Source organism: Ensifer sp. Root423 (genome assembly GCF_001426275.1).
GTDB classification, from domain to species: domain Bacteria; phylum Pseudomonadota; class Alphaproteobacteria; order Rhizobiales; family Rhizobiaceae; genus Ensifer; species Ensifer adhaerens.
Genome location: NZ_LMEG01000044.1, coordinates 105,723 through 121,296, shown reverse-complemented (window position 1 = coordinate 121,296; position 15,574 = coordinate 105,723). Strand labels below are relative to the sequence as shown.

The following is a 15,574-nucleotide window of genomic DNA, read 5'->3' as shown; positions in this document are numbered from 1 at the left end:
TCGGTTGGATTGCAGCGTCCGAAATGACGCTCAGATCGACGTGCGGGCGCGAAGGGCAGCCGCCAAGGTGCCTTCGTCGAGGTAGTCGAGCTCGCCGCCGACCGGCACGCCATGGGCAAGCCGGGTGATCTTCACCTCCATGCCTTCGAGCTGGTCGGTGATGTAGTGCGCCGTCGTCTGGCCCTCGACGGTGGCATTGACGGCGATGATCAGCTCGCGGACGCCGCCATTGGCGACGCGCTGGACGAGACCCTTGATGTTGAGATCGTCGGGGCCGACGCCGTCGAGCGGCGAGAGCGTGCCGCCGAGCACATGATAGGCGGCGTTCATCGCGCCGGCGCGTTCCAGTGCCCAGAGATCGGAAACGTCCTCGACAACGATGAGCACGGAGTGGTCGCGACGCTCGTCCGAACAAACGGTGCAGGGATCGATCGTATCGACATTGCCGCAGCAGGAACAGATGCGGACCTTGCGGTGCGCTTCGCCCATCGCGTCGGCGAGCGGACCCAGCAACTGGTCCTTCTTCTTGACGAGATGCAGGGCGGCGCGGCGCGCCGAACGCGGTCCGAGCCCCGGCACTTTCGCCAGGAGTTGGATGAGTTTTTCGATTTCGGGGCCGGTGACTCGTTTTGCCATGCGGCGCTTTTAGCCCATATCGCGCCGAAACGGAATCGCCTTCGAAACGCCCGCACGCGAAGCGGCGGGTATCGACGCGGTACCCGGCGGCTACCACCGCCGGCGCGCAAATGCTGCGGGCGGCAGACCGCCCTGCTTCCCGAACCTACTGCCCGGAGACGATCAGAAGGGCAGCTTCATGCCGGGCGGGATCGGCAGGCCGGCGGTCAGTTCGCGGGTCTTTTCCGCCTGCACGGCTTCGGCCTTGTCCTTGGCGTCCTTGTGGGCGGCGACGATCAGGTCTTCGAGGATCTCGACGTCGTCTTCCTTGAACAGCGAGGGATCGATCTTCAGGCTCTTGAGGGTGCCCTTGCCGTCGAGGCGAACGGTGACGAGGCCACCGCCAGAGGTGCCGTCGACTTCGAGCGCGGCGATTTCCGCCTGCATCTTTTCCATCTTGGCCTGCATTTCCTTGACCTTGCCCATCATCCCCATGATGTCGCGCATCGTCGTCTCCTGTCTTTCTGTTTCTGCTCGCAGACGGGACTATTCGATGTCGTCGCCAGGGACGATATCGCCGTCGGCGGATTCGGCTGTAGCCGGAGCCTGGCTCTCGGCCTCTTCTTCAACGGCGCGAATGCGCACGTCGGTGATCTTGGCGCCCGGGAACCGGGCGAGAATGGCGGCGACATCGGGGTCCTGGCGCGCGTCGTTGACGCGCTGCTCCTGCGCCCGCTGTTCCGCCTCGATCAGCGTCGGCTCACCGGCCTCGCGGCTGTAGCTGACGATCCAGTGGATGCCGGTCCATTCCTTTAGCTTGACGGCCACTTCGCCAAGCAGCGTCTTCGGCGCGTCGTCCGAGACGTTGACGTCGAGACGTCCGGGCTCGATCCGCACGAGCCGCAGAAAGCCGCGCACCAGCGTCTTCAGCTTGATGTCGCGGTTCTTGGCGCAGAGATCGGCGATGTCGGCGATCGAATTGACCGGCACCGACGGCTGCGGCTTGGCCGCAGGCGCCGCCACCGGGCGTTCTTCGATGCGGCCAACGGCAACCGCCTGGGGCGGCACGTCCGGGACGGCGCGCAGCATGGTCGCGCCATTGCTCGTCGGGCGCTGCACCGGCATCGGCTGCGATGCCTGCGCCGACACGGACACGGAAGCCTGGGCCTGTGCGCCGCCGCCGTTGCCACCTGAAGGGCCAGGGCGAGCGCCGCCGCCTTCATTGCCGGAAAGTTCCAGCAAGCGCCGCGCGGCCTCTTCAGGCGCCGGCAGATGTGCCGCATGCGCCAGGCGGATCAGCACCATTTCGGCGGCACCCGCCGGGCGCGACGAGCTTTCGGCTTCCGGAATGCCCTTCAGGAGCATCTGCCAGATGCGCGAGAGCGCCGTAACCGCCACGCTCTCGGCAAAGACGGCGCCGCGGGTGCGCTCGATCTCGCTCAAGGACTGGTCGTTGACCGCCTCCGGCACGTATTTCATCCGGGTGACGAGATGGGTGAAATCGGCAAGGTCGGTCAATACGACCGTCGGATTGGCGCCGGCCTCGTATTGTGCGGTGAATTCCTTGAGGGCCGCGGCGACATCGCCTTTGACGACGTGCTCGAAGAGGTCGACGATGCGGGCGCGGTCTGCAAGGCCGAGCATCGAACGCACGGTTTCGACTTCCACAGCGCCGCCGCCGTGGGCGATCGCCTGGTCGAGCAGCGACAGACCGTCGCGCGCCGAGCCTTCGGCAGCGCGGGCCACCATCGCAAGCGCTTCCGGATCGAAGGATACGCCTTCCTTGCCGAGGATCGTCGAAAACAGGCCGACGAGATCGGACGCGCTGATGCGGCGCAGGTCGAAGCGCTGGCAGCGCGACAGAACCGTGATCGGCACTTTGCGGATTTCGGTGGTCGCGAAGATGAATTTCACATGCTCTGGCGGCTCTTCGAGCGTCTTCAGCAGGCCGTTGAAGGCCTGGGTCGAGAGCATGTGCACTTCGTCGATGATGTAGACTTTGTAGCGGGCCGAAACCGGGCGGTAGCGCACCTGTTCGATGATCTCGCGGATATCGTCGATGCCGGTGTGTGACGCCGCGTCCATTTCGATGACGTCGACGTGACGCCCATCCATGATCGCCTGGCAATGTTCGCCGGGAACGCGCAGGTCGATGGTCGGCCGATCGATATCCGGTGTCTTATAGTTCAGCGCGCGGGCGAGAATGCGGGCGGTGGTGGTCTTGCCGACCCCGCGCACCCCGGTAAGCATGTAGGCTTGGGCGATGCGGCCGGTTTCGAACGCGTTGGTGAGCGTGCGCACCATCGGTTCCTGGCCGACCATCAGGTCGGAGAAATCCTTGGGGCGATACTTGCGCGCCAGAACACGGTAGGCGGCTGGTTTCTCAACGGATGAAATGGACGTATCGTCGCTCATCGACCCTGCCGCTGTTCGAACTCTTGTCCCGACAGGACGGAGAAGGTGGGAGGCTGGCACGATGACCCGTGCCGGAGCTCGTTGGGGCTGCTTCCTTCCGGACCTGACCCGGTTGGCGAGTGGCTCGTCCACCACCAACCTCCCGGCTTCCATATCGGCAATATCGAAAGCAAATGCAAGCCAAGCCGTCAAAAAACTGATATCGATATGCAAAACAAGGCGAATCCGCCATTCTCAATAGCCGAGGAGACCCAGTTGACGACCTTCACCCTCGACGAGCGGCTCGAGCGCGACGGCATTCCGATCGCCTCGATCGGGCTTTGCCAGATGCGGCTGATGAACGACCGCCGCTGGCCGTGGCTCGTGCTCATTCCTCAGCGTGAAGGCATTTCTGAGATCTTCGACCTCACCCCGCTCGACCAGACGATGCTGACCTTCGAGACGACCATGGCAGCGACGGCGCTGAAGAAGGTCACGGGCGCCGAGAAAATCAATATCGGCGCATTGGGCAACATCGTCCGGCAGCTTCACGTGCATATCATCGCCCGCAGCGACGGCGACCCGAACTGGCCGGGGCCGGTCTGGGGCTTCGGCAAGGCGGAGCCGTGGGACGAAAAAGAACATCAGGCCTTCGCAGCCCGCATTCTGGAAAACCTCTGAACATGACGAAATCGATCTTTGACCTTCGCAGCCCGCATCCAGAGCCAAGCACCCTCGTCGCCTTCTCGGAGAATCATCTGGATCGCCAGTCGGAGCACCGGGCCGACGATTGCGTGCAGGTGGCACTGAAGCACCCGGGTGCGCATTTCCTGGCCTTCTCCGGACCGAAGCTGATCGTCAAGCATGACGAGAAGATCATCGACCCACTGTTTGCGCCTTATGAGCTCGAAGGTCTCGAACCCGTTCTCGACGAGACGATCCTGCTCGGCTACCTCGCCAACGGCGAGCCCCGGCTGGCCGTGCCGACGGGCCTGACGGACGAGACGATCACCGAGCCCTTCAAGATCGCCGACGGCCGCACCCTCTATCGCCAGCAGATGCTGCCGGAGGAACTGCTCGGCCAGTTCGCGCAAGGCTCGAGCTTGATTACCTGGAATGCCAACAACCGCTTCTGCGGTCGCTGCGCAGGCCCGATGGAAGGCAAGGCTGGCGGCTATCGCCGGGTCTGCACCGCCTGCGGCCATATGGTCTTCCCGCGCACCGACCCTGTCGTCATCATGATGACGATCGACCTTGAGCGCGATCTTTGCCTGCTCGGCCGCAGCCCGCATTTCGCGCCGGGCATGTATTCTTGCCTTGCCGGCTTCGTCGAGCCGGGCGAGACGATCGAAAACGCCGTGCGGCGGGAAACGCTCGAGGAGTCCGGCATCCATATCGGCCGGGTACGCTACCATGCCTCGCAGCCCTGGCCGATGCCGCACACGCTGATGATCGGCTGCTATGCGGAGGCGAAATCAACCGTCATCAAGCGCGACGAGCACGAGCTGGAAGACGTGCGCTGGTTCACGCGCGATGAAACGATCGCGATGCTCGAAAGGTCGACCGGGGTCGCCGACACCGGCGACGCGCATATTCCGCCGCCGAAGGGCGCGATCGCGCACCAGCTGATGCGTGACTGGCTCGCCTGGGGCGAGCGGACATAAGGCGACGGATACAGGGAGATCGACCGTGTCCCGCTCCGAACGGCTGCTCGACCTTCTGCAGGTGCTCCGGCGCTACCGCCAGCCGGTGAGCGGCCAGCGACTGGCGGAAGAAACCGGCGTCAGCCTCAGAACGCTCTACCGCGATATCGCCAGCCTCCAGGCGCAGGGCGCTGATATCGAGGGCGAACCGGGGCTCGGTTATGTGCTCAAGCCCGGCTTCATGCTGCCACCGATGATGTTTTCCGCCGAGGAGATCGAAGCCTTGGTGCTCGGCTCGCGCTGGGTCTCCAAGCGCACCGACGACGATCTCGCCGGCGCTGCCGCCAATGCGCTCGCCAAGATTGCCGCGGTGCTGCCGGCCGAACTTCGCGAGGAGCTCGACAGTTCGACCCTGCTCGTCGGCCCGAGCCCGCCGGCCACCAACGGCATCGACATCGCCGCGCTTAGGCGCGCAATCCGCAACGAGCGCAAGGTGGAACTCGACTACGTCGACAATGACGGCAGCGCGACGCAGCGCACCGTCTGGCCCTTTGCCCTCGGCTTCTTTGAGAACGTGCGCATGGTCATGGCCTGGTGCGAGCTGCGCCTGGACTTCCGGCACTTTCGCGCCGACCGCATGCAGAAGATGACGGTGACTGAGGCGCGCTATCCCCGCCGCCGGCAGGTGCTGATGAAGGATTGGCGCTCGAGCCAGAACATGGCGGCGTCGAAGCGAGAGACGGTCGGCTCCTGACGGGTGTTGGTGCGCCGATGCTGACAGAAACTGGCAGCGGCCAGCCCTAGCCTGCACCTTCCGCAACAAGGAGGAACAGCATGGCCAAGGCAAATCTCATCGTTCTCTACGTCAAGGACCCGCTCGCAAGCGTGACCTTCTATCGCGCGCTTCTCGCGCAGGAACCAAGCGTCACCTACCAGACCTTCTCGTCCTTCGAGCTGCCGGGTGGCTTCACGCTCGGGCTCTGGGCCGAACATACGGTCGCGCCGGAGCCGGCGGCATCGGGCAGCCGGTCGGAACTGGCCTTCATGGTGGAAGACGAGAGCGCGGTGCGCGCACGTTACGAGGATTGGAAGGGGAAAGGCCTGCCGATTGCGCAGGAATTGACCGAAATGGATTTCGGTCCGACTTTCGTCGCGCTCGATCCGGATGGTCACCGGCTGCGCGTCTGCCTCTACGATTCTTAAGCGAGAGGGTATGCTGCGCGCATCCCACCAGCCTGAAGCGGCGGGATGCGCGAATGGTACGGAATTAGCGGCCGTAAACGGCGGCCTGGATCTGCGAACGGGACAGACCGATGTCGCTCAGTGCGTGATCGTCGAGAGCATTCAGCTCGCGGATCGCACGGCGGGTCTTCGCATATTCCATGATCTTCTGACGGATCTTCATCTTTAACACTCCTTACTTGACGAGCGTCAAATAGGCATTTGCCTAAAATTTGTGTAGCGCCACGATTGCAAACTAGGCATGCGTCAGACGCGTAGCCGGTTAACGAATTTTTGCCACTTTCACCCCGGTAGGGCGCGGCGAAACCAATGATTCTCTCGGAAAATCACCGCGAACGGTACGCTCAGGACTTAAACGTGATGCTCTGAAAACCTTAGCCAAATGGCAGGATCAGATATGTGCGGCGCGAGAAGACCACAACCGCAGGCTTCATTTTGGTCAGAAATCAGGCGCATTCGCGGCCTTCAGGCGGAGCTGAGGGGCCAAGCAGCGTGCTAACGATAGCGACCGCCTCACCACTTTGGGAGGCGGTCGAGGCCCGCCTACGCAGGCCTTTCTCAACAGCTTGGCGCCGGAGCCGCCTGTTCAGAGAACGCCGCGCATCGGGTGCGCGTTATAGGTTCCGAGGATGCGGACCTTTTCGGAGAAGAAGCGAAGCTCGTCCATGGCATGGCGCACGCCGACATCATCCGGGTGGCCTTCGATATCCGCATAGAACTGCGTCGCCACGAACCGGCCGCCAAGCTGGTAGCTCTCGAGCTTGGTCATGTTGATGCCGTTGGTGGCGAAACCGCCCATGGCCTTGTAGAGCGCTGCCGGGATGTTGCGGACATTGAAGACGAAGGTGGTGATGATCAGCTCTTCGTCGCTGGTGCGGGCGATGCGCTGCTCTTCCCGGGACAGCACGACGAAGCGGGTGACGTTGCTCTCGGTATCCTCGACGTTCTCGGCGATGATTTCGAGGCCATAGAGATCGGCGGCAAGCCGCGGCGCGAGCGCGGCCATCGAGCGGTCGCCCTTTTCGGAGACGAGCTTTGCCGCGCCCGCCGTATCGCCGGCGACGACCGGCTTCCAGCCGTTGGAGCGCACGATCTTGCGGCACTGGCCGAGCGCATGGATGTGGCTGTGCACGGTGCGGATCTCGTCACGCGTGACACCCGGAAGCACCATCAGCTGAAAACGGATCGGCATGAAATATTCGCCGACGATGTGCAGCCGCGATTCCGGCAGGAGGTGATGGATGTCGGCGACCCGGCCGGCGATCGTGTTCTCGATCGGGATCATCGCCAGATCGGCGTTGCCGTTCTCGACCGCGACGAAGGCATCCTCGAAGGTCTGGCAGGGCAGCGGCTCCATCGACGGGAACATGTCGCGGCAGGCCATGTCGGAATTGGCGCCATAGTCGCCCTGGAAGGAAATCCTGTTGGTCTTGGCGGTCACGGTAGCGTCCTTCTCAGGTTCTGATATCAGCGGGTACGGGCAGACAGGATGCGGCGGGCCTTTTCCAGCTCCACCGGCGTGTCCACACCAAGCGGGACCGAATCGACGATCTCGACATCAATGCGCATGCCGGCTTCGAGCGCACGCAGCTGCTCCAGCGATTCGCGGCGTTCGAGCACGGAGGGCTGAAGCGAGACGAAGCGTTCCAGCGCCTGCCGTCGATAGGCATAGAGCCCGATGTGATGATAGAGCGGGCCTTCGCCATGAGGCGCGGTCGCGCGGGTAAAATAGAGCGCACGCAGGCGCGTGTCGGAAAGCGGCGAACCGACGACCTTGACGATGTTCGGGTTGGTCTTCTCGCTCTCCTCGGCGATCGCCACCGTCAGCGTGGCGATATCGGTGGCGGCATTTTCGAGCGGGTTCAGCGCCGCGCGGATCGATGCCGGTTCGACCGTCGGAAGGTCACCCTGGACGTTGATGACGATCTCGGCTTCGCCGTTCGGATCGGCCTTCTGCAGCGCTTCGTAGATCCGGTCGGAGCCGGACTGGTGGTCGATGCGGGTCATTATCGCTTCGAAGCCGGCCTCGCGCACGACGTCGAAGACCTGCTGGTCGTCAACGGCAACGACGACGCGGCCGACGTCCGCTTCCTGCGCTCGGGTCGCGACCTGGACGATCATCGGCAGGCCGCAAATATCGGCGAGCGGCTTTCCGGGTAGGCGTGTCGAGGCCATGCGCGCCGGAATGAGCACGATGACTTTACCTGAATTTTCGCGATTCATGATCTGGCCTTCAAAAACCCCGCCGAAAGTGTCAATAAGTCTCAGTTAGGGGCCGATAATCACTGTTGCAACGCAGAGCCAAAAGACATAGGTTCCGCGCGATTTCAAGATAGGCCGGGTTTTTGTTTGCGCCGGTGGCAAAGGGAGCGTTTGCAGATGAATTCATATGTGAACATGGGCGTGGGCGCCTTTCTGGGAACGGTCTTCGTTCTGATGTCCGTGTCCATTGCATCGGAAGGCATTTTCCATTCCGAAGCTCCCGAGAAGGAAGGCTTTACGATCGTTGCGGAAGAAGGCACGTCTGAAGCCGGTGCCGGTGGTGCCGCGGAAGTCGAAGTCGACATCAAGCCGCTGCTGCTCAAGGCCGACGCTTCTGCCGGTGAAACCGTGTTCAAGAAATGCGCAAGCTGTCACACCGCCGACAAGGGCGGCGCAAACAAAGTCGGTCCGAACCTCTGGGGCCTCGTCAACCGTCCGATCGCTTCGCATGAGGGCTTCAGCTACTCGGCCGGCATGAAGACGTTTGCCGAAGGCGGCAAGGTCGTCTGGGACTACGACCACCTCAGCTACTTCATCGAAGCACCGAAGAAGCACGTTCCGGGCACCGCCATGGGCTTTGCCGGCGTCAAGAAGCCCGACGAGCGCGCCAACCTGATCGCCTGGCTGCGCGAGCAGGCCGACGCTCCGGCAGCACTGCCGGACGCATCTGCCGGTTCTGCCGAAGCCGCACCGGCTGCCGGTGAAGCAGCACCGGCTGCTGGCGCCGAAGGTGCAAAGCCGGCCGAAGCGCCGGCAACCGAAGCCAAGCCTGCCGAAGGCCAGCCGGCACCGGCTCAATAAGTTCAGCGGTCGGAAACGATCCCATGCAAAAGGCCCGGCTCGCGCCGGGCCTTTTCGTATTCGGGGATAGGCGGAGATGTTGCGCACGGAACGTTCAGGCGGATCCAAGCCTCCGCGGCGAAACAGTTTGCCGGAGAGAGCGGTAATCACATCAGCAGATAGGCCCAGACCGAAACGCTGATGACGCCGAGCGCAGTCGTCAGCGTGATCGTCGAGGACGCCAGCCCATGGCCGACATTGAAATGGTTGGCGATCAGCCAGGCATTGACACCCGTCGGCACCGCCGACGTCAGCACCAGCGCCGTCGTCCAGTTGTCGTTGAGGCCGAGCAGGTGGCAGCTCGCATAGACGACCGCCGGCATGACGGCGAGCTTCAAGACGCTCGTCACCGAAGCGAGCCCGAGATTGCCGGCAAGGCCGTATTTATCCAGCGCCATGCCGATCGAGATCAGCGCCGCGGGTGCTGCCATCGACGCCAGTTGATCGACGACGGTCTTGACCGGACCGCCAAGCGGCTGGCCGATAAGGTGGAAGGCGGCGCCGCAGGCAAGGCCGATCACCAGCGGGTTGCGCACCAGATTGCGGGCGACACCGGCCAAGAGCTGCAGCGGGCTTTGCCCCGGCTTGCCGCCGGCGCGCCGCTCCGCACGCTCCATCAAGAGCGTGCCCGCTATCATCATGACGGGCAGATGCACCGAAAGCAGGATCGAGATCGCAACGATGCCCTCCTCGCCGACGATTCGCGACACCAGCGGCAGGCCGATGAAGACCGTGTTGGCGAAGGCGGAGGAGACGCCAGCGAGAACCCCCATGCGCGCATCCCGCCCGAAGACGAGCGTCGCCGCCACGTGTCCCAACGTCCAGGTCACCGCGACGCCCGAGAAATAGGCGACCCAGAGCGGCCAGGGCGAACCGTCCTTGAAATCCGCTTCCGCAATCGTGCGAAACAGCAGGATGGGCACGGCGACGCGAAAGACGAAATCGCCCAAGGCTTCGCCGACGGCCGGTTTCAGGTAACCCAGGCGCACCAGCAACCAGCCGGCAAGGATCAGGATGAAGATGGGCAGGACGTTCTGGAAGATGTCGGACATGCGCGGGCCCTGGATCACGATGACCTTGGAGCGTATCGATCCAAGATCTTCGGGGTCTGTTCTCATGAGGTAGAGCGGGAGACGGGCGGAAGACCGCAGATGCTTTCCTCTTTCCGCTCCTGGAATGGTCCTGCCAGCAATAACGTTGTTCGCACCCGCGCCGCAAGCGCGCGAGCAGCGGGCACAGGGAGGGGAACATTCCCCGGCCGCAGGCGTTCCGAAACAGCATGAGGAACGAGCCATGCCGACAGAGAAGTCCATTTACGCGCACAAAGACGACGATCCGCATCTCATCGACGATGCGCTCGCCGACAAGGTGCTGCGCTACATCCAGTATGCGGCGATGATCGATACGCGCGAGATCTCGGTGATGGCGCTCGGCGGGATCGTGGTGCTTTCCGGTCATGTGGCGCAGGCATCCGACATCGCCTGCGCCGGCGATGCCGCAGCATCGGTGATCGGCGTCACCAGCGTCGAGAACCGGCTGGCGGTGATGCCGGGCGCGGCCGAGGCTGATAGCTGAGCCAGGAGTTGCCGTCCGGAAATCCCGATGATAGGACATGCCGGCATGAGATTTCGGCTGGCTTGGCGTTATCGCTGGAGAGCCGCCATAGGAGCCGCAGATGAGGACCGACCCGTCAGCAACCAGGTAAGCCGCAACAACGGTTGAATAAGTTGTTGCGGCGTCTGTCGGCTCACATTCAGAAGATTTGATGAAGTGGCAGATCGCCGCCGAATGGTTTTCATTTGCGCGGATGTTTCATCATGCCCGATCGTAATTCCCTCACCTGGTCCTATTCGCTGCCGGCAGCACTTTTGCTGATGGCGCCCTTCGATATCCTGGCGTCGCTCGCCATGGACATTTACCTGCCCGTCGTGCCCGACATGCCGGCGATCCTCGGCACGTCGCCCGCAGTCGTCCAGCTCACGCTCAGCCTCTACATGCTGCTTTTGGGGCTGGGTCAGCTGCTGTTCGGCCCGCTGTCCGACCGCGTCGGCCGCCGTCCCGTTCTTCTCGGTGGCGCGACGCTATTTGCGCTGGCCTCGCTGGGACTGGCCGCAACCACCTCGGCACCGGTCTTCGTCGCCTTGCGGCTTGTCCAGGCGGCCGGCGCCTCGGCCGCACTGGTCGCGACCTTCGCGACCGTGCGCGACGTTTATGGCGCACGTCCGGAGGGTGTGACCATCTATGGCCTCTTCAGCGCCATGCTTTCCTTCGTGCCGGCGCTCGGGCCGATCGCCGGCGCGCTGATATCAGGCGCTTTCGGATGGCGGGCGATCTTCCTGACGCTTGCCATGCTTGGCCTTGCAGCACTCGGCCAGGCCTTGCCGCGGTGGTCGGAAACCCGGCCTGACGCCGCGGCACCGATGAGGCCGAGGTTCAGGCCCATGCTCGCAAGTGGCGCCTTCTGGACCTATACGCTTGGCTTCAGCACGGCGATGGGCGCGTTTTTCGTGTTCTTCTCCACGGCGCCACGCCTGCTCATCGATCGCGCCGGCTATTCGCAGCTCGGCTTCAGCCTGGCATTCGCCACCGCCGCCGTCGTGATGATCATCGCCACGCGCTTCGCCAGGGGCTTCGTCACCCGCTACGGGACCTCCGGTTGCCTCGCCCGCGGCATGGCCTTGATCATCCTCGGCGGGCTGCTGCTTGGCGCGGGCGAAGCCTCGGCGGTGCCGTCGTTCCAGAGCTTCGTGCTGCCAATGTGGGTGATCGCCTTCGGCATCGTCATGAGCGCCTCGGTCACCGCCAACGGAGCGCTCAAGGCCTTCGATGCCATCGCCGGGACGGCGGTCGCGCTCTACTTCTCGATCCAGAGCCTGATCGTCAGCCTCATTGGCACCGGCGCCGTTCTCCTGCTTGGCGGTGATACGGCCTGGCCGCTCGTCGGCTATTGCCTCGGCATGGCGACGATCACGCTGCTGGCGCTTGCGTTTCTCAACCGGAGCGAAAATCGATAGCCTTGCCCCTCCCGGAGCGGTCGCCTGTTCCGGGAGGTCTTCAACAGGAAAGACGGCAACGTGCCCCTTGACCTCGCCCCTGGGGCTGGCCCCAGACTACCTTCATGACCGATTCCTACTTCCTTGCAGGGCGCTTCGGCGCCGCCACACGATTGTCGCCGAAAGCACTCAGGCTTTATGCCGAGCAGGGCCTGCTGGTGCCTGCCCATGTCGATCCCGCGACCGGTTACCGCTATTACGCCGCCACGCAGGCAAGCCGCGCCAGGCTGATTGCCCGGCTGCGGCAGCTGGGTCTGCCGATCGCCCGGATCGCGCGGCTGATCGATCTTCAGCCCGACGTTCGCCTCGCGGAGCTGCGCGCCTGGCTGGAGGTGCAGAGCAAACGGCTCGAGGATCAGCGCGAGCTGGTGGAGGCAATCATCCGGCAATCGAGCGGCGGCGACGATCCGCTGGTTAGGGCCGTTGCCGTGCGCGACGTCGCGCCTTCGAAAATCGTCTATCGCCAGCATCATGTGACGGTGGACGCGCTCGACGCCTTCACCCAAAGCGCCGAAACGGAGATCCGCGGCTATCTTGCGCAATCGGGCAAGAGCGACGACGGGCCGATGACGCTGCATTTCCACGAGCCGGTCAATCACGACGGCAAGGGTCTCGTCGAGGTCGCGATCGGCTATGACGGCAGTCTCGAACCCACTGGTGATCTGCGCATCCGCCTTCAGCCGGCAGGACGCGAAGCGTTCCTGGCCGTGGCCGAACCGTTCGAAACCTTTCCGGCCGTGCTCCGCGTCTATGACGCGATCGAAGCCTGGTTCGAGCAAAGCGACGATCTCAGCTGCTTCGGCAGCCCCTACGAAATCTACCCCGGCAGAGGCGGTACGCGCTTCGATGTCGCCTACCCCATCGTGCGCTAACCAATCCCCGCACGCCCCAATCACTCAAGGACCAACCGATGCAGCACTTTTCCTATGTGGGCTCCGGCCCCTATTGCTACGCCAACTCATTTGCAATGATGTTCGGCGAAGCCGCGCCCTCGACCTCGACCATTGAGCTTGCCACCGGCAGCCCCTTCGGCATGCAGATCGTCGGCGGTACCCTGCCGTTCTTCGACCCCTACGGCTGGGATCCGGAGGCCGGGTTCGACGGTGCGCTGAAGGCGCTCGGCTGGACGTCGCAGGTCAGCAGCGGCGGCGAGCCCGAGGACGCGCTTTCCCGCCTGCGCGCGGCGCTGAAGGATGGTCCCGTCTGGGTCGGCCCGGTGGAGATGGGGCATCTGAGGCACCAGCCCGGCATGACGGGACCGATCGAGGCCGATCACTATGTCGTGGTCCTCGCGATCGACGAGACGCGCGTGCTGATGCACGACCCGCAAGGATATCCCTACGCCTCCCTGCCGCTCCACGATTTCATGACGGCCTGGGGCGCCGAGACGCTGAGCTACGGCGACCCCTACACCATGCGATGGGGATTCTCTCGTGTCGCCGACGTGAGCGAGGTCGAGGCAATCCGCGCCTCGGTGCCGGCCGCGATCCACTGGCTCTCGATGACCACGGACCGGCTGGTGCCGACGGGCAGCCTTGGCAATGCCGACGCAGCCGAAGCGCTCGCCGCTCTGATCGAAGACCATTGCGACAAGAACCTGCGGGCTCACCTCGTGCACTTCGCCGTTCGTGTCGGTGCCCGCCGCGCCGGCGACGCGGCGTCCTGCCTGGCGCGGGCAGGCCTTGCCAAATCCGCCGCCATCGCCGGCGAACAGGCGCGGCTGATCGGCGCGCTGCAGTATCCGCTGGTCCTGCGCAGGGATGCCGAGGCGGCCGCAAGCCTACGCCTGCTGGCGCCGACCTACGACCGGCTGTTCACCACCCTGCAAGCCGGGGAGTGATCCCAAAAGCCGCGCAATTCCGGACGGAAAACCGCTTCGCACTTTTCCTGGAATTGCTCGCTTGGCTGGCGCAATTCCGGACGGAAAACCGCTTCGCACTTTTCCTGGAATTGCTCTTAGGCGATGAGCTCCGAGAAGCTTTTCGGTCGCGCTGACTTTGCGTCGCGTACCGTCGCGTAGTGGAGTCCAACGACGCCGTTGTCGTAGTGCTCGCTGCCAATCAGCTGCAGCTCGTTCTTGTCGCGAAGCCGGGCGAACCATGGTTCGCCGGGCGATACGACCGGGTAGACGAAGAAGTGGTAGCGGTCGACGAGGCCGAGGCCGATCACCGTCTGCGCCAGGCTCGCGCCGCCGGACAAATGGATATCCCGGCCGGGCCCAGCCTTCAGGTCGGTCAGGTAGCGCGAGAGCGCCGCATCATCAGGAACCACCGCCCGCTCGGCATTGTGCCAGCGGCTGATCGCCTGCTCTTCGGTGCGGGAGAACACGATCTTGCGATAGTCGTGCATACGCCCTGCCATCACCCGATTGGTCTCGCCGCCCGCCTTGTCGTTCAGCGCGCCCGGCCAATAGCCGACCATCTCCTCATAGGTGGTGCGGCCGACCAGAACCGTGTCGTAGCCTGCGTAAAGGCGGTCGATCGCCCGGTATTGCTCGTCGACCACGGTCCCCATCCAGGCAAGCGGATCGTCGAGGCGGCCATTCAGTGTCGTCATCATCTGCAGCACGATATTGCGCATGGGATCGTCTCCTCAGTGAGTTTGCTCGACGAACCGGGCCAATTGCCCGGCAACCGTTCCCCAGCCGTCGTGAAAACCCATCTCCTCGTGCATCTTCCGGTCCGCGCCGCTCCGATGCATTACATGGGCAGCGTATTCGGTGCCGGCTGGATGATCGCTGAGGGTGATGATCGCCGTCATGAAGGCGTTTTCCGCCGGCCGCCAACCGGCAACGAGCGTGTCGGTGAAGACGATGCGCGAGAGTTCGTCGACCGCGAGAAAACAGGCGTTGATATGCGGCACGAATGCGCCGCCGCCTTCGCTGATCCGCGTCACGAAACTGCCGCCGGGCCTGAGATCCATGTCGATCACCTTGCATCTTGCCGGCTCAGGAACCCACCATTGCTCAAGCCGAGTGGGATCGCTCCAGGCGCGCCAGACCGTCGCGCGCGGCGCCTTGATGATGCGCGCCATCGTCAGGTCGAGTTCAGGATCGGGAGAGCGGATCATGGTCATTCCTCCTCGTGTTCAGTGACGAATTTTTCCAGCCGGTCGGCGCGGCCTTCCCAGAGCGCGCGCTGCGCCGAAAGCCAGCTCTCTACCGCGGTGAACTGCGCCTTCTCGATGGCGCAGGTGCGCACCCTGCCCTCCTTGTGCGTGCGGATGAGCCCGCTGCCTTCAAGGTAGTGGATGTGCTTCAAGAAGGACGGCAGGGCCATGTCGAAGGGTCTGGCGAGATCGCTGATGCTCGCCGGACCGCCGCCGAGCCGCGCAAGCACCGCACGGCGGGTGGGATCGGCGAGCGCCTGAAAGATCACGTCCAATCGGTCTGAATACTGTTCCATAAGGCTAAGTATCACGCGTCAATACTTAGCGCAAGAGCTAACTATTCATCGAACGACCGCCGCCAGCGCCACCCAATTTGTCGCATGGCCGTTTTCTTGACCTCAAGCCTGGTTGAGCTTC

19 protein-coding genes and 1 other RNA gene are annotated in these 15,574 nt (G+C 63.8%); 9 read left to right on the top strand and 11 right to left on the bottom strand.

The features are described 5' to 3' along the window. Positions 1 to 30: 30 nt before the first annotated feature. From recR to ffs, 4 genes are all read right to left on the bottom strand, one after another. On the bottom strand, positions 31 to 636 hold the full coding sequence (recR, locus tag ASD01_RS27780) for a recombination mediator RecR (protein ID WP_029742358.1): 606 nt from the start codon (positions 634 to 636) through the stop codon (positions 31 to 33). Positions 637 to 798: 162 nt separating this feature from the next. Then, entirely contained in the window at positions 799 to 1,122 is a 324-nt protein-coding gene (locus ASD01_RS27775) for a YbaB/EbfC family nucleoid-associated protein (RefSeq protein ID WP_029742357.1), read from the bottom strand. A gap of 39 nt (positions 1,123 to 1,161) precedes the next feature. Further along, positions 1,162 to 3,030, bottom strand: a complete 1,869-nt coding sequence (locus ASD01_RS27770; protein ID WP_051659686.1) for a DNA polymerase III subunit gamma/tau — start codon at positions 3,028 to 3,030, stop codon at positions 1,162 to 1,164. Between the two features lie 45 nt (positions 3,031 to 3,075). Continuing rightward, an RNA gene (ffs, locus tag ASD01_RS27765) (signal recognition particle sRNA small type) lies at positions 3,076 to 3,173 on the bottom strand. A 64-nt stretch (positions 3,174 to 3,237) separates the two neighbouring features. On the opposite strand from ffs, the gene ASD01_RS27760 reads away from it, so the two are divergent. The 4 genes from ASD01_RS27760 (at position 3,238) to ASD01_RS27745 (ending at position 5,855) form a co-directional block, all read left to right on the top strand. Then, entirely contained in the window at positions 3,238 to 3,690 is a 453-nt protein-coding gene (locus ASD01_RS27760) for an HIT domain-containing protein (protein ID WP_029742355.1), read from the top strand. 2 nt (positions 3,691 to 3,692) lie between these two features. Continuing rightward, entirely contained in the window at positions 3,693 to 4,673 is a 981-nt protein-coding gene (gene nudC / locus ASD01_RS27755) for an NAD(+) diphosphatase (RefSeq protein WP_034804765.1), read from the top strand. A 25-nt stretch (positions 4,674 to 4,698) separates the two neighbouring features. Then, entirely contained in the window at positions 4,699 to 5,406 is a 708-nt protein-coding gene (locus ASD01_RS27750; RefSeq protein WP_029742353.1) for a helix-turn-helix transcriptional regulator, read from the top strand. A gap of 80 nt (positions 5,407 to 5,486) precedes the next feature. After that, entirely contained in the window at positions 5,487 to 5,855 is a 369-nt protein-coding gene (locus tag ASD01_RS27745; protein ID WP_034804768.1) for a VOC family protein, read from the top strand. Positions 5,856 to 5,919: 64 nt separating this feature from the next. Here ASD01_RS27745 and ASD01_RS35035 read toward each other — a convergent pair whose 3' ends face one another. The 3 genes from ASD01_RS35035 to ASD01_RS27735 all read right to left on the bottom strand — a co-directional run bounded on the left by ASD01_RS35035 (position 5,920) and on the right by ASD01_RS27735 (position 8,117). Further along, positions 5,920 to 6,057 carry a DUF1127 domain-containing protein gene (locus tag ASD01_RS35035; RefSeq protein ID WP_064817013.1) on the bottom strand — a complete coding sequence of 46 codons (138 nt, stop codon included), beginning with the start codon at positions 6,055 to 6,057 and terminating at the stop codon, positions 5,920 to 5,922. A 423-nt stretch (positions 6,058 to 6,480) separates the two neighbouring features. After that, positions 6,481 to 7,335, bottom strand: a complete 855-nt coding sequence (locus tag ASD01_RS27740; protein WP_034804771.1) for a prephenate dehydratase — start codon at positions 7,333 to 7,335, stop codon at positions 6,481 to 6,483. A gap of 26 nt (positions 7,336 to 7,361) precedes the next feature. Next, entirely contained in the window at positions 7,362 to 8,117 is a 756-nt protein-coding gene (locus ASD01_RS27735; protein WP_034804784.1) for a 3-deoxy-manno-octulosonate cytidylyltransferase, read from the bottom strand. Between the two features lie 156 nt (positions 8,118 to 8,273). On the opposite strand from ASD01_RS27735, the gene ASD01_RS27730 reads away from it, so the two are divergent. Then, positions 8,274 to 8,957 carry a c-type cytochrome gene (locus ASD01_RS27730; RefSeq protein ID WP_034804787.1) on the top strand — a complete coding sequence of 228 codons (684 nt, stop codon included), beginning with the start codon at positions 8,274 to 8,276 and terminating at the stop codon, positions 8,955 to 8,957. 146 nt (positions 8,958 to 9,103) lie between these two features. Here the strand turns inward: ASD01_RS27730 and ASD01_RS27725 are convergent, their stop codons facing one another. Then, positions 9,104 to 10,048, bottom strand: coding sequence for an AEC family transporter (locus tag ASD01_RS27725; protein ID WP_034805271.1), 945 nt, complete (start codon positions 10,046 to 10,048; stop codon positions 9,104 to 9,106). A 241-nt stretch (positions 10,049 to 10,289) separates the two neighbouring features. Between ASD01_RS27725 and ASD01_RS27720 the strand changes: the two genes are divergently transcribed. The 4 genes from ASD01_RS27720 to ASD01_RS27705 all read left to right on the top strand — a co-directional run bounded on the left by ASD01_RS27720 (position 10,290) and on the right by ASD01_RS27705 (position 13,889). Next, on the top strand, positions 10,290 to 10,571 hold the full coding sequence (locus ASD01_RS27720; protein ID WP_029742346.1) for a BON domain-containing protein: 282 nt from the start codon (positions 10,290 to 10,292) through the stop codon (positions 10,569 to 10,571). A 242-nt stretch (positions 10,572 to 10,813) separates the two neighbouring features. Next, complete coding sequence (cml, locus tag ASD01_RS27715) at positions 10,814 to 12,010, top strand: CmlA/FloR family chloramphenicol efflux MFS transporter (protein ID WP_034804790.1); 1,197 nt, start codon at positions 10,814 to 10,816, stop codon at positions 12,008 to 12,010. 104 nt (positions 12,011 to 12,114) lie between these two features. Further along, positions 12,115 to 12,921 (top strand): MerR family transcriptional regulator, encoded by an 807-nt coding sequence (locus tag ASD01_RS27710; RefSeq protein WP_034804793.1) that lies wholly within the window; start codon positions 12,115 to 12,117, stop codon positions 12,919 to 12,921. A 38-nt stretch (positions 12,922 to 12,959) separates the two neighbouring features. Further along, positions 12,960 to 13,889 carry a hypothetical protein gene (locus tag ASD01_RS27705; protein WP_034804796.1) on the top strand — a complete coding sequence of 310 codons (930 nt, stop codon included), beginning with the start codon at positions 12,960 to 12,962 and terminating at the stop codon, positions 13,887 to 13,889. Positions 13,890 to 14,005: 116 nt separating this feature from the next. Here ASD01_RS27705 and ASD01_RS27700 read toward each other — a convergent pair whose 3' ends face one another. From ASD01_RS27700 to ASD01_RS27690, 3 genes are read right to left on the bottom strand one after another with little or no spacing between them, the layout of a single operon-like run. After that, positions 14,006 to 14,629, bottom strand: a complete 624-nt coding sequence (locus tag ASD01_RS27700) for a dihydrofolate reductase family protein (protein ID WP_034804799.1) — start codon at positions 14,627 to 14,629, stop codon at positions 14,006 to 14,008. A 12-nt stretch (positions 14,630 to 14,641) separates the two neighbouring features. Beyond that, entirely contained in the window at positions 14,642 to 15,118 is a 477-nt protein-coding gene (locus tag ASD01_RS27695; protein ID WP_034805274.1) for an SRPBCC family protein, read from the bottom strand. Positions 15,119 to 15,120: 2 nt separating this feature from the next. Further along, positions 15,121 to 15,453, bottom strand: a complete 333-nt coding sequence (locus ASD01_RS27690; RefSeq protein WP_034804801.1) for an ArsR/SmtB family transcription factor — start codon at positions 15,451 to 15,453, stop codon at positions 15,121 to 15,123. Positions 15,454 to 15,574: the final 121 nt, after the last annotated feature.